Here is a 16,730-nt window from a genome sequence, read left to right on the forward strand (position 1 = left end):
TGCCGTGTCACCATGGTGATAAGAGCGGTAAGACCACGGCCAGGAAACCAATATACCGTACACGCAAACTCAACATACTTATGAATCCATTTGCATACAGTCGGCCTGCGTCGCTGGCGGATACGGTCAACGAGCTGGCCGGGAGCAGCCGAAGCCGGATCATTGCGGGCGGCACCAACCTCATCGATTTGATGAAGGAGAACGTGGAGCGGCCCGCCCAGCTTATCGACATCAACCGGCTTCCGTTCAGCACCATCGACGAACTACCCGACGGCGGTTTGCGGCTGGGCGCCCTCGTCACCAATGCCGACACGGCCTATCACCCACTGGTCGAGCAGCGGTATCCGCTCCTGTCGCAGACGATCCTGGCCGGTGCTTCGCCCCAGTTGCGGAATATGGCTACGAACGGCGGCAACCTCTTTCAGCGAACCCGCTGCTATTACTTCTACGACACCTCCATGCCGTGTAACAAACGGGCCGCTACCAACAACGGCCCGGGCGGCTGCGCAGCTTATGGAGGCTACAACCGAATCCACGCCATCCTGGGTACAACCGACGACACCAACGGGCAGTCGTCCTGTGTGGCTACCTACCCATCCGATATGGCCGTAGCCCTGACCGCGCTCGACGCCGTGGTGCAGGTTACCGGCCCCAACGGTGACCGGAGCATTCCTATGGCTGACTTTCACCGGCTACCCGGTGCCGAGCCCTGGCGCGACAATACGACCCAGCCCGGCGAAGTGGTCACGGCCATCGACCTGCCCACTCGCGGGTTCCCGGATCATTACACGTATATAAAAGTGCGCGACCGATCTTCCTATGCCTTCGCCCTCGTATCGGTGGCCGTAGGACTGGAGATGGACGGCGATGTTGTCCGCGACGCCCGCATTGCCCTCGGCGGAGTGGCCCATAAGCCCTGGCGTAAGTCCGAAGCCGAGCAGCTCCTGATCGGCAAAACGCTTTCGCCCGAAACGATCCGTCCCGTGGCCGACGCGCTGCTGGCCGGTGCCCGCGGTTACGGTCATAACGACTTCAAAATCGAGCTGGCCCACCGCGCCATCATCCGGGCCGTACTGAAAAGCGGATTGGATAATGGTGCGGTAGAGTAACGGTCTTCGGCCACCGCCAGCACCCCGTCAGTGGTCGAAGACCCTGGCGGTGGTAAGGCGGTGGTAAATCGCCACGCGGGTACATCCACCCTCAGGGTCTTCGACCACTGACGGGGATGTGCCCATACGCCAAACAAATCATCCATCTACTCTTTATCTTATGATCGGAAAACCCATAAGCCGCGTCGACGGTCCTGAAAAAGTGACCGGACAGGCTAAATATGCCGCTGAATTTAACGTGCCTGACCTGACCTACGGCGTCGTTGTGTCGAGCACCATCACCAAAGGCACCATTACCCGTATCGATACCAGCAAAGCGCTGGCTCTTGATGGCGTTCTGGAGGTCTTCACCCACAAGAACCGTCCCAAAACGGCCTGGTTCGACATGAGTTACAAAGACCAGGATTCCCCACCGGGTTCGCCTTTCCGGCCGCTGCACAACGACCAGGTGAAGTACAACGGTCAGCCCATTGCGCTGGTCGTGGCCGAAACCTTCGAGGTAGCCCGCTATGCCGCCACGCTGGTTGAGATCGACTACGACCCGGAACCCTGCGAAACGGATCTGCTCAAGCACCTGCACGAAGCCCGCGACCCGAAGTCAGGGGTAGCCAATCTGTTCAAACCGCTCCCGCCCAAACCCCGGGGCGATTCGGCTGCGGCCTATGCCAATGCGCCGGTCAGCATGTCGGCCCGGTACATTCATGGTATGCAGCATCACAACCCCATGGAGATGTTTGCGACCACGGTGGAGTACGGCCGAAACGGCCACCTCACCATCTACGACAAAACGCAGGGCGCTACCAACAGTCAGCTGTACGTTACGCAGGCCTTCAACCTATCGTTCGACCAGGTGCGGGTCATATCACCCTACGTCGGGGGTGGATTCGGGTCGGGGCTACGACCGCAGTATCAGCTGTTTCTGGCCGTTATGGCGGCCCGTGCGCTGGAACGCTCGGTTCGGGTATCGCTGACCCGCCAGCAGATGTGGAGCTTCGGCCACCGCCCCGCCACGGTACAAAACATCCGGCTGGCCGCCAACGCCGACGGTACGCTGGCCGCGGTAGAGCACGAAGCCATTGCCGAAACCTCGCAGTTTGAAGATTATACCGAAACCGTGGTGAACTGGACAGGTAAGCTCTACGACTGCGCCAACTCAACGCTGAGCTACAAGGTAAAGTCGCTGGATATGTACTCCCCCCTCGATATGCGCGCACCGGGTGGCGTAACGGGAGTTCACGCCATCGAATGCGCCATCGACGAACTCGCCTACAACGCCGGTATCGACCCGCTCGACTTCCGGTTCAAAAACTATTCGGAAAAGGACTGGACCGAGAAAGATAAGCCCTTCTCGAGTAAAGAGCTGCGGGCTTGCTTTACCCAGGGAGCCGAACGATTTGGCTGGAGCAACCGTACGCCCGAACCCCGCTCCATGCGTCGGGGCCATACGCTCATCGGCTGGGGCATGGCAACCGGTATCTGGGACGCCAACCAGGTACCCGCCCGCGCCGAGGCCGTACTGACCGTGAATGGAAAACTGCGCGTCAGCAGCGCTACCGCCGACATCGGCACCGGCACCTATACGATTATGACCCAGATTGCGGCCGAGCTGCTCGGTATGCCCCTGGAAAACGTAATCTTCCGGCTCGGCGATACCGATATGCCACTGGCCCCCATCCAGGGCGGGTCGTGGACCGCAGCCACCGTAGGATCGGCGGTAAAAGTCACCTGCGAAGCGCTCGCCAAAAAGCTCTTTAAACTGGCCAGAAAGATGCCCGGCTCGCCCCTGGCCAGCGCCGACTTCACCGATGTGTTCTTTGCCAACAGCCACATCCGGCTCCGGCGCGACCCCAGTGTAGCGGTTCCGCTGCAGGCTATCGTAGACCAGAACGGCGGCCGGGCCATCAGCGAAACGGGTACCTCGCTGCCTAACATGCTCAAACAGAAAGACTATTCGCGCAGCGCACACGCAGCCGCTTTTGTCGAAGTAGAAGTCGATGAAGACTTCGGGACGGTGGTAGTTACGCGGGCGGTGAGCGCCGTAGCGGCCGGTCGGATTCTGAACCCTAAAACGGCCCGCAGCCAGATCATCGGCGGCATGGTCTGGGGCATCAGCTCGGCCCTGCAGGAAGAGAGCGTCATGGACCATCGCTACGGTCGCTACATGAACCAAAACCTGGCCGAATACCACATTCCGGTCTGCGCCGATGTGCGCGACCTCGACGTCATTTTTGTCGAAGAAGTCGACGATATCGTGAATCCGCTCGGGGTAAAAGGGGTGGGCGAAGTGGGTCTGGTAGCCATGCCGGCCGCCATTGCCAACGCCGTTTTCCACGCCACCGGCAAGCGCATCCACGACCTACCGATCCAGCTCGACAGGCTGCTGTAGATCGGCATATAGAAGTTTATTGTCTATAGAAGAAACGGTATTTGTCGGATAAAACCCGACAAATACCGTTTCTGTGTTTATTTTTGGGCCACGTTTACGGTTTGCCCCCTCAACAAGGGCAATTAAAAGGGAACACCGGTGCAAAACCGGGGCTATACCCGTAGCTGTAAGTTCTAGTACCAGGCCGACAACAACAAGCCACTGCCACCAGCGGGAAGGCGTTGCCGGTAGAACAAGCCAGAAGACCTGCCGCCAGCGAATTCATGATCGAGCTTTCGGGTAAAAAGCCGGGAATGAAAGACGTTTTTCGGTAGAATGGCGTGGCCGCCCGGCGGTCACCGATGGGCGTTTGGCCTGTCTGTCTTTTATTTTCTCTTTCCGACGGCTCATTACTTAATCCATCCGATTAATGATGAGCAAGTTTACCACCCTGATGTCGGCCGTATGGGCCGCATCCGCCCTGCCCGCCCTGGCGCAAGACAACCCCACTCCCCCCCTAGCACGCGCCCTGCAACTGGACGCGGTCACCGTTTCGGCCAACCGCATCGGGCAGAAACTTTCCCAGACGGGCAAGGTCGTAACGGTACTGCCCGACTCGGTGCTGCAGCGCTACGCCACCCAGTCGGTGAGCGAGCTGCTGACGCGGCAGGCTGGCCTCCAGATTGTTGGCGCCAACGGTCCGTTAGGTACCAACCCCGACATCTACCTGCGGGGGGCGTCGGCCGGGAACACCCTTATTCTGCTCGATGGCATTCCGGTCTACGACCCGTCGGGCACGGCCAACACCTTCGATCTGAACCTGCTGACGGTGGGCGAATGCGAGCGTATCGAGATTCTGCGGGGCGCTCAGTCTACCCTCTACGGGGCCGACGCCGTTGCGGGAGTCATCAGCATCTCGACCCGGCAGGCCAGCACCGAAGCAAATGCCCGGAAGCCGCTGGGCGTAACGGCTTCGCTGAACTACGGCACCTACCAGACGTTTCGCGGAACGCTGGGGCTGACCGGCCAGACCGACAAACTCTCCTACGCCGTTCAGTACACTCGGCTGTCGTCGGCGGGGTTTTCGGCGGCTACGGACCGGACCGGCCAGCAGGCTTTCGACCCCGACGGCTACCGGCAAAACGCGGTGCTGGCCAATCTGAGCTGGCAGGTCAGTCCCCGGCTGAGCTGGAAACTGCACGGCATCACAACCGCCTATTCGGCCGATCTGGATGCCGGTGCCTTTGCCGATGAGAAAGACTTTACTTACCGCAATCAGTTTAAGCAGCTGGCTACGGGCTTCGACTATCGGCATAACCACGGCAGGCTGACGGTCAACTACGGCCTCAGCGACAGCCGCCGTACCTACCGCAACGACTCGACGGCCATCGAACCCAACGCGTCGGAGCGGTATTCGGAGCAGGCCTATGGCGGGCTGGCTCATTTCGCCGAAGCTTACCATACGCTGACCGTAGGGCGCTGGGGCGAACTGCTGACCGGGGCCGACTACCGGTTCAGCAACACCGATCAGACCTACCGGTCCATCAGTTCGTTCGGCCTCTACGAAGCGCCCCCAATCGGAGCCGACACCGCCCGCATCGGGCAGCTGGGCCTGTATGCCACCGCCATCCTGACGCCCTACCGGGGTCTCTCGGTCGAGCTGGGTGGTCGTTACAACCGCAACTCGCTCTACGGCAACGTGTTCACCTATTCGATCAACCCCTCCTATCTGCTGGCGGACCGCGTCAAAGTGTTTATCAATGCATCGTCGGGGTTCCGGGCGCCTACCCTCTACCAGCTTTTCTCGCCCTACGGCAACAAGGCGCTCCGCCCCGAGCGTAGCCGGTCGACGGAGGTAGGTCTGCAACTGTTCAGCAAAAGCCGGAACGCCTGGGTCAGGGCCGTTTACTTCGACCGACAAATTCAGCAGGCTATCTTTTTCGAGTCGCTGAATACGGCTCCTTTTGGCCGGTATATCAATTTTGACCGGCAGCACGATCGCGGCTGGGAGTTCGAAGCGCAGACGCAGCTCAGCCGACTGTCGGTAACGGGTAACCTGACCCTGCTTACGGGCGCTGTCACCACCCGGGCAGCCGGCCGGGATACCACGTACAACAACCTGTTCCGGCGGCCCAGAACCCAGCTTAACATCAGCCTGGGCTACCAGCTCACGCCCCGGCTGTTTGTCAGCGTGGCGGGCCGGTCGGTGGGCGCGCGTACCGACCGGTTCTACAACGACGAAACCTTCCGGACCGACAACGTAACCCTGGCGGCTTACACTACTATCGATCTCTACGCCGAAGGCAGGCTGACGCCCCACCTCCGGCTCTATGCCGACGTTCGGAACAGCCTCAACACCACCTACTTTGACATATACGGCTATAATACCCGCGGCCGCAACGCCAACGCGGGTATTCGATTTACCTGGTAATTTTTTCGCTTCGTACGTATGAAACAATCCCTCAATCCCCGCTCGCTGGTGCTGCTGCTGTTCATTGGTCTGGCGGCATCCCTGCGCATCGCCAACTCGACCGACTGGTCGCCGATGGCGCATTTCACTCCGCTGGGCGCCATGGCCCTGTTTGGCGGCTCGTACTTCAGCAACCGCTGGAAAGCATTTGGTCTGCCACTGCTGACGTTATGGATCAGCGATCTGGTTATCAACGGGGTGCTGCTCGGGGGCCGGTACGGCATCATGTATGACGGCTGGTACTGGATCTACGGCATCTTTGCCCTTTTAGTCTGGTACGGGCAGGTGCTGCTGCGGACCGTGTCGATTCGGAACGTGTTGCTGGCCGCCCTGGTGGCTTCGGTTTCGCACTGGGTCCTGGCCGACACCAGCGTATGGCTCACGGGCGGAATCGACCTGCGCACCCAGCTCCCGCTCAGCCGCGATCTGGCTGGCTGGCAGCAGTGCCTGCTACAGGGTTTTCCGTTCATGCGCAATTTCCTGGCCGGTACACTCGTCTATAGTACGATCCTGTTTGGCGGGTTCGAGTGGCTGCAGACGCGCTACCCCCGGCTGGCCCTGGCCTGATAGCGGCTGTTCTCTGATATTTAGTTCATTCGCCGGTTTCCACTACGGAAACCGGCGCTTTTCCGACTCACGATGAAAGCCTGTTCATTTTTGCCGGCCGCTACCCAGATGATCTACGACATGGGTCTGCAGGATCTGCTGCAGGGGGTTACGTTTGAATGCCCCGAACCAGCCCGGGCCGACCATCCTGTTCTGGTGCGATGCGTGCTGGAAGGTCACGACTACAGCAGTCAGGAGATAGACCGCATTTTCTCGGCCTCGAAAGCCGAAGGGCGCAGCCTCTATTACGTGGACGAAGAAGCGCTGCACGCCATCGCCCCCGACCTTATCTTCACCCAGGACGTCTGCGAAGTTTGTCAGATCGACACCAAGTGCACGCAGGCGGTGCTGGACCGGCTTCCGAAGCAGCCGACCGTCGTGGCGCTGACGCCCCAGAGCCTGAGCGATGTCTTCGATTCGGCCATCACCATTGCCTCGGCTCTGGGCCGTGAAGAAGCTGCCTATACCTACCTTCAGCAGCTGCGTAGCCGCATCGACGCGGTAGTCGATCGGCTGCGGGCCAGCCGGGCCCTGCCCAAACGGGTCATGGTTATGGAGTGGATGGCGCCGATTTATAACTGTGGCCACTGGATTCCGCACCAGATCGCCTATGCGGGTGGCGTCGACATGCTGGGCAACCCCTCGGGCGACAGCATCGTAACGATCTGGGAAAAGGTGCGCCGGTACGACCCCGAAGTTCTCGTCGTAGCGCCCTGCGGGTTTGCCATCGAACGGACGCTCCAGGAATTTCCGCTGCTCGAGCACCTGCCCGGCTGGAATGAGCTACAGGCCGTAGTCGACCAGGCCGTTTACGTTGCCGACTTCGACCTGTTCACCCAGCCCTCGGCGGCTACGCTCGTCGACGGCATCGAACTGCTGGCGTCCTGTTTTCATCCCAACCTGTTCAGCGTGCCAACGGCGTTGCAGGCCAAAATCCATCCGGTTTATGCCACATCAACCCACTTTTCTACAGCTGATTACGGGTGGAGCCCGCAGCGGTAAGAGCCGGTATGCCCAGCAACTCGCCCGGGCCTGGAGTCCCAATCCGGTTTATGTAGCGACTGCCCAGGTCTGGGACGATGAGTTTGCCGGGCGCGTCGATCGCCACCGGCACGACCGCGGCCCGGAATGGACCGTACTCGAAGAACCCCGACACGTTAGCCGGTTACCCCTGGCCAGCCGGGTTGTGCTGATCGACTGCGTAACGCTCTGGCTGACTACGTTTTTCGTGGATACCCGGCAGGATGTGGATGAATCGCTGGCCCTGTTCCGGCAGGAGATCGACGCGCTGCTGACCTTACCCGGACAGTTTATCATCGTCACCAACGAACTTGGTATGGGCGTTCATGCCGAAACCGCCGTGGGCCGGGCGTTCACCGACCTGCAGGGCTGGGCCAACCAGTACGTAGCCAGCCGGGCCGACGCCGTTACACTCATGGTCAGCGGTTTGCCCCTGGCCGTTAAACAACCGCTACTATGAATCGGGCACTAATGAACTGGAGTGGTGGTAAGGATTCGGCGCTGGCGCTGTGGCAGGTACAGCAGAGCGGCCAGTATCAGGTCGAAACGCTGCTGACCACGCTCAACGCGGCCAACCGTCGTATTTCCATGCATGGCGTACCGGAAGCGCTGCTCGATGCGCAGGCCCGGCGAATCGGACTGCCGCAGACCAAACTGTTCCTGCCCGAAGACAGCAGTATGGCCAGCTACCAGGAGCAGATGGGGCTCGCCCTGGCACCGCTGGTCGAAACGGGGATTACGCACGCCGTTTTCGGGGATATTTTTCTGGACGATTTACGCCAATGGCGGGAGCTGCAGCTGGCCCGCTGGGCACTGACGGCCGTTTTTCCGCTTTGGCAGCAGTCGTCGCTCCAGCTGCTCGAAACGTTCTGGGCGGCTGGTTTCAGGACAGTCGTTGTCAGCGTCAACAGCCAGTATCTCGATGCGTCGTTCTGCGGCCGGGTGCTCGACCGGCTTTTTGTCAGCGACCTGCCGCCAGCGGTCGACCCCTGTGGCGAAAACGGCGAGTTCCATACGTTTGTGTACCAGGCCCCGTACTTCAGCGAGCCCATTCGCTTCCAGACCGGCGAGACGGTAGAGAAGCACTACACCTACCAAACTGACACTGGCGCCGAACAGCGGTCGACCTATTACTTTACGGACCTGCACCTGATAGGCCACTGATTACCCATGGGCGCACGCTCAGCAGCCCCGGGCTGGACGCTGACTACCGGCTTCCAGCCCGGGGCTGGCCGTTAGAGGGTGTAGCCGCCGTTATACTGGCGTCTGACAAACTGGTTGGCGTAGTCGTAGTTGGTGATTTTCATGGCGTTACCATCCCAGAGGAGTTTCTTCCGGCCGGTGAACTTGCCGTCTTCGCGGGCCAGGTACGAGCGGGTGGCCAGGTTACCCATCAGTACGGTTTCGGTGAGCGGACCAGCCTCGTCGAACGATGAGGACGTATAGGCGCCGTAGCCCTGCTTACAGGCTTTCACCCACTGCTGCTGGTGACCCTCGGTTTTACCTTCGACCAGCGGCTTTTCGGGCGTGGGCAGGGCGGTATTGGCGAACTTGGCCGTGGGCAGCAGCTTCGGTTTTTCGCCGAACAGCCCGCCCGTCAGCATGCCTTTGGTACCGATGAACAGCATACCGCCATCGATGCTCTGGAAAACGTCTTCGTAGGCCACGCCCTCGGGGAGCTGGGGCCGGATGCCCCCGTCGAACCAGGAAAGCCGGATTTCTTTTACCTTTTTATGATCAGACGGGAACGTCAGGTGAATGGCCGACGACGGCGGACATACATCGTCGAAGTACGCTTCCTTGAAAAAGTCGGCGTAGACCGAGCCGACACTACACTCTACGGAGGTTGGATACTTGAGCTTCAGCGCCCGGAACGGAACGTCCATGAAGTGGCAGCCCATATCGCCCAGCGCGCCCGTACCGAAGTCCCAGTACCCGCGCCACCGGAACGGCATGTAGGCTTCGTGGTAATCGCGGGTGGGGGCCGTACCGAGCCAGAGTGGCCAGTTTACCTCGGCCGGAACGGGCTGTTTCTCGCCTTTATCTTTCGGCGACTGAACGCCCTGCGGCCATACGGGGCGGTTGGTCCAGCAGTAGACCGTATGCACCGGGCCGATCATGCCTTTCTGAATGGCCGTTTCGATCACGCGGGTGTCATCGCCCGAGCTGCCCTGATTACCCATCTGCGTCACGACCTTGTACTTCCGGGCCGCTTCGGTCAGCATCCGGGCTTCGTAAATATCGTGGGTAAGGGGTTTTTCGACGTACACGTGCTTACCGAGCTGCATGGCGGCCATGGCAATGGGCGCGTGCATATGGTCCGGCGTGGTGACGATTAGCGCATCGACGGTCTTACCTGCTTTATCGAGCAGCTGCCGGTAATCCTGGAAGTAAGGGGCTTTAGGAAACTGGTCGCGGTATTTTTTGGATTGCCGGTCGTCGACGTCGCAGAGGGCCACGATGTTATCGGTACCGCCGTTGTAAGCCTGATGAATATTGAAATCGGCTTTACCACCGCAGCCGATGGCCGCGATGTTGAGTTTGTCCGACGGCGCTACAAATCCTTTACCTAGTACATGTCTCGGTACGATATAAAAGGCCGCGGCCGTTAACGCACTGCTTTGCAGAAATTTGCGACGGGTTGGGTTGGTCATTGTACGAAATGGTCATTGAGTGATTGAGCGAATTAGCGAATGTTTCGGCAGGAATCCAACGGATTCTACAAATCATTCAATTAACAACTCGCTCAATCGCCCAATAAGTCACTGGGTACTACGCCATCACCTGGCCCATTTTCATGGCAATGCCCATGTCGCCTTTTACCTTGAGTTTACCCGACATGAAGGCCATCATCGGGTTGAGATCGCCGGTACCCATCCGGACGAGATCGTTTACGCTCACGTGCAGGTCGCAGTCGGCGGGTTTGTCTTCGTTCGACACCACCGCGGGCGACTGGGTAGCATCGATATACACGACACCCTGATCGGTGACGAGCTTGGCCGTCGCGTTGAGGCTGTCGGCGTGGGTGGCTTTGGTCCGAATCTGTTCGGTCAGTTCCTGTAAGGTCATGTTGTTTTCTCGTTTCTTTGTAAACTGTGCCGCGAAAATAAGGTTTTCCGGTTGCGCAGGCGGTCCGCCTGGCTTATTTAAACCGAGTGGGTAAAGCCGCTCGCTCCCTATGCGTTCTCAATTTCTGACTTTGCTTTGTGTACTGACCTTTCTGAGTTGCGCCTGGGGCCTCGTTGATGCGGTGGTGTCGTTTGCGCAGACCGATGCCGTCTCCGAAACACCCCTGATCGAGCGTACGCTGACCCCCGAGGAGAAAAAGAACGAACCCAAACAATACTTCGAAGACCGCTCGTCGGGCGATGCGCCCATGCCCGGCGACCCTGACCAGATTCGGGCCCTGTCGGTAGCGCAGTTTGCCTATTCGCTGCTGACCCTGCTGGGGGCGGTGTTGATGTTCAACCTGCGCCGGATTGGCTTCTGGGTTTACCTGGCGGGGGTGCTGGTTGGCATCGTAGCCCCTGTAGCGCTGGCCGGTTTCGGCGCCCTCAACACCTCGTTCGGCGTTTTCTTCAGCCTCCTCTTCGCCGGCCTGTACTGGCTAAACATCAAAGATTTACACCCGTAGAGACGCGATCCCTCGCATCTCATTCGCGTCAGCCACCCAACACTTGAACAGGAGACACCAAATGGCTGGCGCACAGGAGACGCGAGGGGTCGCGTCTCTACGTATCATAAATAACTAATAAATTAGTTGTAAAACTAAACTATTAGTCATAGCTTTGGGTTAGGATAGAAATTGCACCGTACCATCATGCCAATACGCGAACTGACCAGGGCCGAGGAAGAAATTATGCGGGTGCTGTGGCAGATCGGCAAAGGGTTCGTGAAGGACGTTCTCGCCGAACTACCCGACCCTAAACCGGCCTATAACACCGTATCGACCATTATCCGGATTCTGGAGAAGAAAGAACTGGTAGGCTATACCGCCTACGGGAAAACGCACGAGTATTTTCCGCTGATCAGCGAGGAGCAGTACCGGCGGTTCCAGACCGAGCAGCTGATGACCAACTACTTCGACGGGTCGCTGAAGAAGCTGGTGTCGTTTTTTGTCAGCGAGAAAAATGTCAGCCTGTCCGAAGCGGATGAGATTATCCGGCTCCTCAACCAAAAGAAAGAGTTATGAACGCGCTCCCCTACTTCCTCACAGCCAGCCTGTTTCTGATTCTGTTTTACGGATGTTACTGGCTCCTGTTACGCCGGAATACTTTCTTCGGGCTCAATCGCGCCTATCTGCTGGCGTCTGTTGCGCTATCGCTGGCATTACCGCTGATCAGCCTGCCCGATTCGTGGCTCATGGGTGCCGACAGCCCGGCGGTCATGGAGTCGGTTACCCTGCCCACCTTCGCGGTTAGCCCCGACGCGCCCGACACCCTGTATGGGCTGACAGCCGATCAGTGGTTCTGGCTGGTATACGGGCTTGGTGTACTGGCTATGCTCACTCGGCTGCTTATGCATCTGCGGGCCGTGTTTCAGCTCATCCGTTCGGGCGTGGCGCAAGCCCGAAACGGCTACACACTTGTCCGGTTGCCCGAACATACCGGGTTGGCTGGCCCTCATCCGTCGTTCTCGTTCGGTCGGTATCTGGTGTTGAATCATGCCGACGCCCTGACCGAACCCAGCGCACTGATGCGCCACGAAGAAGCGCACATCGCCCAGCGTCATACAGTCGATGTGCTGTTTCTGGAGATTGTTCGAGCCGCTTTCTGGTTCAATCCGATTTTGTGGTTCTACAAACGCGCCCTGCAGGTAGTCCACGAATTTCTGGCCGACCGGGCCGCGTCAGAACGAACCGCCGAAGCGCCGGCTACCCTTCAGGCCGACTACGCCCGCGCGCTGGTAGCCTACGCGCTCGATGTTACTCCTACGGCTTTAACTACTCCTTTTGCGTCTGCGTCAACCCTAAAACAACGTATCCTTATGTTACAGAAATCACACTCCAGCCGCCGGGCTCTGTTCGGTTATGTTCTCGTTCTACCCCTGGCGGCCCTGCTGAGCTTATGCACGCAACCGGATCACAGCCCCGCCGTTGAGCGAGCCAACGCCCGCCCGATCGAGGGTGAGGTGTTTACCGTTGTTGAGCAGCCCCCGGTTTTTCCGGGCGGCATGGAAAAACTCAGCGTCTACCTGGGTGAGCATCTGACTTATCCGGCCGCTGCCCGGAAAGCAAAGGCTACGGGCCGGGTATTTGTCAGCTTCGTCGTTACCAAAACCGGCGACATTACCGACGTAAACGTGCTGAAAGGCATTGGCTACGGCGCCGATGAAGAAGCGATGCGCGTTGTGGCCGAGATGCCCCGCTGGGAACCCGCCCGGCAAAACGGTCAGCCCGTCAACCTGAAATTCAACCTCCCCATCAACTTTCAGCTGAACGACACGCCAACGCCATCGGCCGGTAAAACGGAGCCGTACGCTGGCATCAGGTACTTTATCGTCGACGGCAAAGAGGTCACGAAAGCAGAGCTGGAAGCAATTCCCCCAGCGACCATCGTCCGCATGGACGTCAACAAAGAGCAAGGCACCATCGCCATAACAACTAAAAAGTAGCTCCTCCCCACCCGTGGTCCGCGTCAACAACACATCCGGACACGGACTACGGTAGAGACAGCACAGAACACTGTGATAGCGCCCACCACCGTGGTCCGTGAGGACACGGACCACGGTGGTGGACCACTCGTGCGTCAGCAACACATCCGGACTACGCGTCCCGGATTACGGCAATGGCGCCCATCAGCGCATCATCACCATCAAGTAGTTCTTACCGGTTCAGCCGCTTTTGATCGATAGATTGTCGTCTATCGATATGCTTACCCGTCGCAGCTACATCTTCCTCCTGTTGGTTCTTTGCCCGGGGTATTACGCCCAGGCGCAGCGGGCCATTCGTCCGGTGAATTTTTCGCAGGTAACGATTTCGGATAATTTCTGGCGACCCCGCATGGAGCGGGTGCAGACAGCCACCCTGCCGGTCTGTATCGAACAAACCGAAGTCAAAACCGCCCGCATGCAGAATTTTGAGCGGGCCGCCGAGAAAATCCGGACCGGCAACGCGGGAAAACACGAAGGCATTTATTTCGACGATTCAGACGTATACAAGGTGATCGAGGGCATGGCCTACACCCTCAAAACCAACCGCGACCCCGCGCTCGAGCAGAAAGCCGATGCCTGGATCGACAAGATTGCCGCGGCTCAGTGGCCCGATGGGTACCTCAACACCTACTACACCCTCGGCGACCTCAGCCAGCGCTGGAGCGATATGGAAAAGCACGAGGACTACTGCGCCGGTCACCTGATCGAAGCGGCCGTGGCCTACGCTGACGCCACCGGCAAGCGAAAACTACTGACCGTAGCCACCCGGCTGGCCGATTACCTCGACAAGACATTCCGCCTGGCCAACCGACCCTGGGTATCGGGCCACCAGGAAATCGAACTGGCGCTGGTCCGGCTCTACCAGGCTACCCAGCAGGACCGGTACCTCAAACTAGCCGACTGGTACCTCGAACAGCGCGGTCACGGCCATGGCAAAGGCGCTATCTGGAACAACAAAACCTGGGGAGCCGCCTACTGCCAGGACGACGTGCCAGTGCGGCAGATCAGCGACATCAAAGGCCATGCCGTGCGGGCCATGTATCTCTATACCGGCATGGCCGACGTAGCCGCCGAAACCCGCGACCCCGGCTACATGGCCGCAACTAGCCGCGTCTGGGACGATGTGGTCGGCCGAAATATGTACGTGACAGGAGGCATCGGCTCGTCGGTTCATAACGAAGGGTTCACCCACGACTACGACCTGCCCAACGAGTCGGCCTACTGCGAAACCTGCGCGTCGGTCGGTATGGTGTTCTGGAACCAGCGGATGAATCTTTACTCCGGCAACGCCCGCTACATCGACGTGCTCGAACGGTCGCTGTACAACGCGGCCCTGGCGGGGGTGCAGCTAACCGGCGACCGCTTTTTCTACGTCAACCCACTGGCGTCGGCCGGGCAACACCATCGCAAACCCTGGTATGGTACGGCCTGCTGCCCCAGCAACGTATCGCGCCTGCTGCCTTCGCTGGGCGGGTATGTCTATGCCGCCGGCCGCGACTCACTCTATGTCAACCTCTACGTCGGTAGCGAAACAACGGCCAGCGTGGGCCAGCGCACGGTGCGGGTCCGGCAGGAAACGAACTACCCCTGGGACGGCGCCATTACGGTTCGGATCGACCCGGCAACGATGGGTACCTTTGTGCTCAACCTGCGACTGCCCGACTGGTGCCGCTCGCATACCGTTCGCGTAAACGGCCGCACCACATCGACCCGAACCAGCCAGGGATATCTGTCACTGAACCGGACCTGGAAAAAAGGGGATGTTGTATCGCTGACCCTCGATATGCCCGTCGAAGTGATCGAAGACGACCCGCGCGTGCAGGCTAACGTCGGTAAGCGGGCCATCCGGCGCGGGCCACTGGTCTACTGCGCCGAAGCCGCCGACAACCCCGCCGATACCAGCCTGACCGACGCGATCATTTCGGCCGATACAAAGTTCGTAGCCCAGCGCCAGCCCAGCCTGCTGGGGGGCATCACGACCATTCGGGCCACCAACCCAACCGGATCGTTTACCCTCATCCCCTACTATGCCTGGGACAACCGCGAGCCCGGCCCCATGAAAGTCTGGTTCGACTGGCGGTAAAATCACAGGCCACCCGTCGCTCAAGACTACGCGTCCCGGTGAGGGCATGGAACACGATGAGGCCCGCAATGTAGAGACGCAACCCTTTGCGTCTCCAATCCCTTGCGTCTCTACATTGCGTCTCCAACCCTTGCGTCTCATACGCGTCAGCAAAACCATCCGGACCACGGTGGTCCCGCCAACCGCACATCAAGCCCACACTATAAACCTACACCAGCTTCAACGCATCGAACCGGCGACCCAGGATGGCTACATCGTCGGCACCGAGGTAGTGGCGGAGGAGCGTAGCGTAGATCTGCCGAAAATCGACCGTGTACTTCAGGTCGCCTTCGGTAAGGTCGCTGAGGTTGGGAGCCTCGTTCAGCACCCGCTGCGACGGTAAGCCACCGCCAATCAGAAACACGTTGCTGGCCGTACCGTGGTCGGTGCCGTTGCTGGCGTTCTGCTTCACGCGCCGGCCAAATTCCGAAAACGTCATCAGCATCACATCGTTTTGCCGACCGGCCGCTTTCAGGTCGGCCATGAACGCGCCAACGGCTTCGGCATATTGCTTCAGCAGTCGCTCCTGCTGCCCCGGCTGGTTGATGTGCGTATCGAACCCGCTGATCGAGACGTAGTAGACACTCGTAGCCACGCCCGACTGAATCAGCTGCGACACCGTCTTGAGTCGGTTCCCCAGCTCATGGGCTGGGTAGGTTGCCATCGTTGACCGTACCGTTGCCTTGTCGAACACGTACTCCGCCGACGATACCGTTTCGGCCAGGGTTTTGTAGAGGTAGCCTACCGTTTCGTGGTCGTGGTCGTGCTGCTGGCTCAGGTTCCGGACCAGGCCGCTACGGGTTTGGTTGTAGAGCTTTTTGGGATCCAGCACCGCCAGTCCGTTCAGCCGGTCGCCTTTCAGAGCCAGGCTCAGCGTATCGTCGACCTCCAGCGCGTTATAGGGTCGGGCCTTGTCGGTTTTATCCAGATAACGACCGAGCCAGCCCGTTTGCAAGTACTGGTCCGAGTCGCTGCCGGTTTGCCAGATGTCCATCGACCGGAAGTGCGACCGGTCGGGGTTGGGGTAGCCAACGTTGTTGATCACCGTAACAAGTCCCTCGTCATAGAGCGCTTTCAGCGGGGTCATGGCCGGGTGCAGGCCTATGTCATCGTTCAGCTTCAGCACGTTCTCGGGCCTGATCGCGATGGTCGGGCGTTCGCGGTAGTAGATATCGTTGCGGAAAGGGACCACCGTATTGAGCCCGTCGTTTCCGCCCGACAGTTGTACCACCACCAGAATTTTACCCGACGGCGCCATGGTCTGGCCCATCGCCTGGGCTTCGTACGCCTTCAGAAATTGCGGGATCAGCATCGTTCCCGCCGTCGTAAAAGCCGATTGTCTGATAAAATCGCGTCGGTTCATGTTAGTGTGTTATTGAGCGATTG

General features: G+C 59.4%; 14 protein-coding genes and 1 riboswitch. Of the genes, 11 read left to right on the top strand and 3 right to left on the bottom strand.

The genetic code is table 11. The annotated features are described in order from the left end of the window. Positions 1-80: 80 nt before the first annotated feature. From EQG79_RS24515 to EQG79_RS24545, 7 genes are all read left to right on the top strand, one after another. Entirely contained in the window at positions 81-1,109 is a 1,029-nt protein-coding gene (locus EQG79_RS24515) for an FAD binding domain-containing protein (protein ID WP_129605120.1), read from the top strand. Positions 1,110-1,269: 160 nt separating this feature from the next. After that, positions 1,270-3,495 (top strand): xanthine dehydrogenase family protein molybdopterin-binding subunit, encoded by a 2,226-nt coding sequence (locus tag EQG79_RS24520; protein WP_129605125.1) that lies wholly within the window; start codon positions 1,270-1,272, stop codon positions 3,493-3,495. Between the two features lie 80 nt (positions 3,496-3,575). Then, positions 3,576-3,763: riboswitch (cobalamin riboswitch) on the top strand. 141 nt (positions 3,764-3,904) lie between these two features. Then, positions 3,905-5,905 carry a TonB-dependent receptor plug domain-containing protein gene (locus EQG79_RS24525; RefSeq protein WP_129605128.1) on the top strand — a complete coding sequence of 667 codons (2,001 nt, stop codon included), beginning with the start codon at positions 3,905-3,907 and terminating at the stop codon, positions 5,903-5,905. Positions 5,906-5,923: 18 nt separating this feature from the next. Beyond that, the gene (locus EQG79_RS24530; RefSeq protein WP_077924271.1) at positions 5,924-6,511 is read left to right on the top strand and encodes a DUF6580 family putative transport protein; all 588 of its coding nucleotides are present in this window, start codon (positions 5,924-5,926) and stop codon (positions 6,509-6,511) included. Positions 6,512-6,583: 72 nt separating this feature from the next. Beyond that, positions 6,584-7,552: an ABC transporter substrate-binding protein gene (locus tag EQG79_RS24535; RefSeq protein ID WP_129605130.1), complete on the top strand. Its 969-nt coding sequence runs from the start codon at positions 6,584-6,586 to the stop codon at positions 7,550-7,552. Next, positions 7,497-8,030 (top strand): bifunctional adenosylcobinamide kinase/adenosylcobinamide-phosphate guanylyltransferase, encoded by a 534-nt coding sequence (locus EQG79_RS24540; RefSeq protein WP_129605133.1) that lies wholly within the window; start codon positions 7,497-7,499, stop codon positions 8,028-8,030. Before EQG79_RS24535 ends, EQG79_RS24540 begins: the two co-directional genes overlap by 56 nt. Further along, positions 8,027-8,734 carry an adenine nucleotide alpha hydrolase gene (locus EQG79_RS24545; protein WP_240699441.1) on the top strand — a complete coding sequence of 236 codons (708 nt, stop codon included), beginning with the start codon at positions 8,027-8,029 and terminating at the stop codon, positions 8,732-8,734. Before EQG79_RS24540 ends, EQG79_RS24545 begins: the two co-directional genes overlap by 4 nt. Positions 8,735-8,805: 71 nt before the next feature. On the opposite strand, the gene EQG79_RS24550 is transcribed toward EQG79_RS24545, so the two are convergent. Further along, positions 8,806-10,224, bottom strand: a complete 1,419-nt coding sequence (locus EQG79_RS24550; protein ID WP_129605135.1) for a Gfo/Idh/MocA family protein — start codon at positions 10,222-10,224, stop codon at positions 8,806-8,808. 118 nt (positions 10,225-10,342) lie between these two features. Beyond that, positions 10,343-10,639, bottom strand: coding sequence for an SCP2 sterol-binding domain-containing protein (locus EQG79_RS24555; protein WP_077924275.1), 297 nt, complete (start codon positions 10,637-10,639; stop codon positions 10,343-10,345). A 109-nt stretch (positions 10,640-10,748) separates the two neighbouring features. Between EQG79_RS24555 and EQG79_RS24560 the strand changes: the two genes are divergently transcribed. From EQG79_RS24560 to EQG79_RS24575, 4 genes are all read left to right on the top strand, one after another. Further along, entirely contained in the window at positions 10,749-11,204 is a 456-nt protein-coding gene (locus tag EQG79_RS24560; protein WP_077924276.1) for a hypothetical protein, read from the top strand. Between the two features lie 186 nt (positions 11,205-11,390). Beyond that, the gene (locus EQG79_RS24565; protein WP_077924323.1) at positions 11,391-11,762 is read left to right on the top strand and encodes a BlaI/MecI/CopY family transcriptional regulator; all 372 of its coding nucleotides are present in this window, start codon (positions 11,391-11,393) and stop codon (positions 11,760-11,762) included. Next, positions 11,759-13,183, top strand: a complete 1,425-nt coding sequence (locus tag EQG79_RS24570) for a M56 family metallopeptidase (RefSeq protein WP_129605137.1) — start codon at positions 11,759-11,761, stop codon at positions 13,181-13,183. Before EQG79_RS24565 ends, EQG79_RS24570 begins: the two co-directional genes overlap by 4 nt. A 256-nt stretch (positions 13,184-13,439) precedes the next feature. Further along, on the top strand, positions 13,440-15,305 hold the full coding sequence (locus EQG79_RS24575; RefSeq protein WP_129605140.1) for a glycoside hydrolase family 127 protein: 1,866 nt from the start codon (positions 13,440-13,442) through the stop codon (positions 15,303-15,305). A 208-nt stretch (positions 15,306-15,513) separates the two neighbouring features. Here the strand turns inward: EQG79_RS24575 and EQG79_RS24580 are convergent, their stop codons facing one another. Then, positions 15,514-16,707, bottom strand: a complete 1,194-nt coding sequence (locus EQG79_RS24580; protein ID WP_077924279.1) for a DUF1501 domain-containing protein — start codon at positions 16,705-16,707, stop codon at positions 15,514-15,516. Positions 16,708-16,730 lie beyond the last annotated feature (23 nt).

The organism is Spirosoma sordidisoli, from assembly GCF_004138325.1.
Taxonomy (GTDB): domain Bacteria; phylum Bacteroidota; class Bacteroidia; order Cytophagales; family Spirosomataceae; genus Spirosoma; species Spirosoma sordidisoli.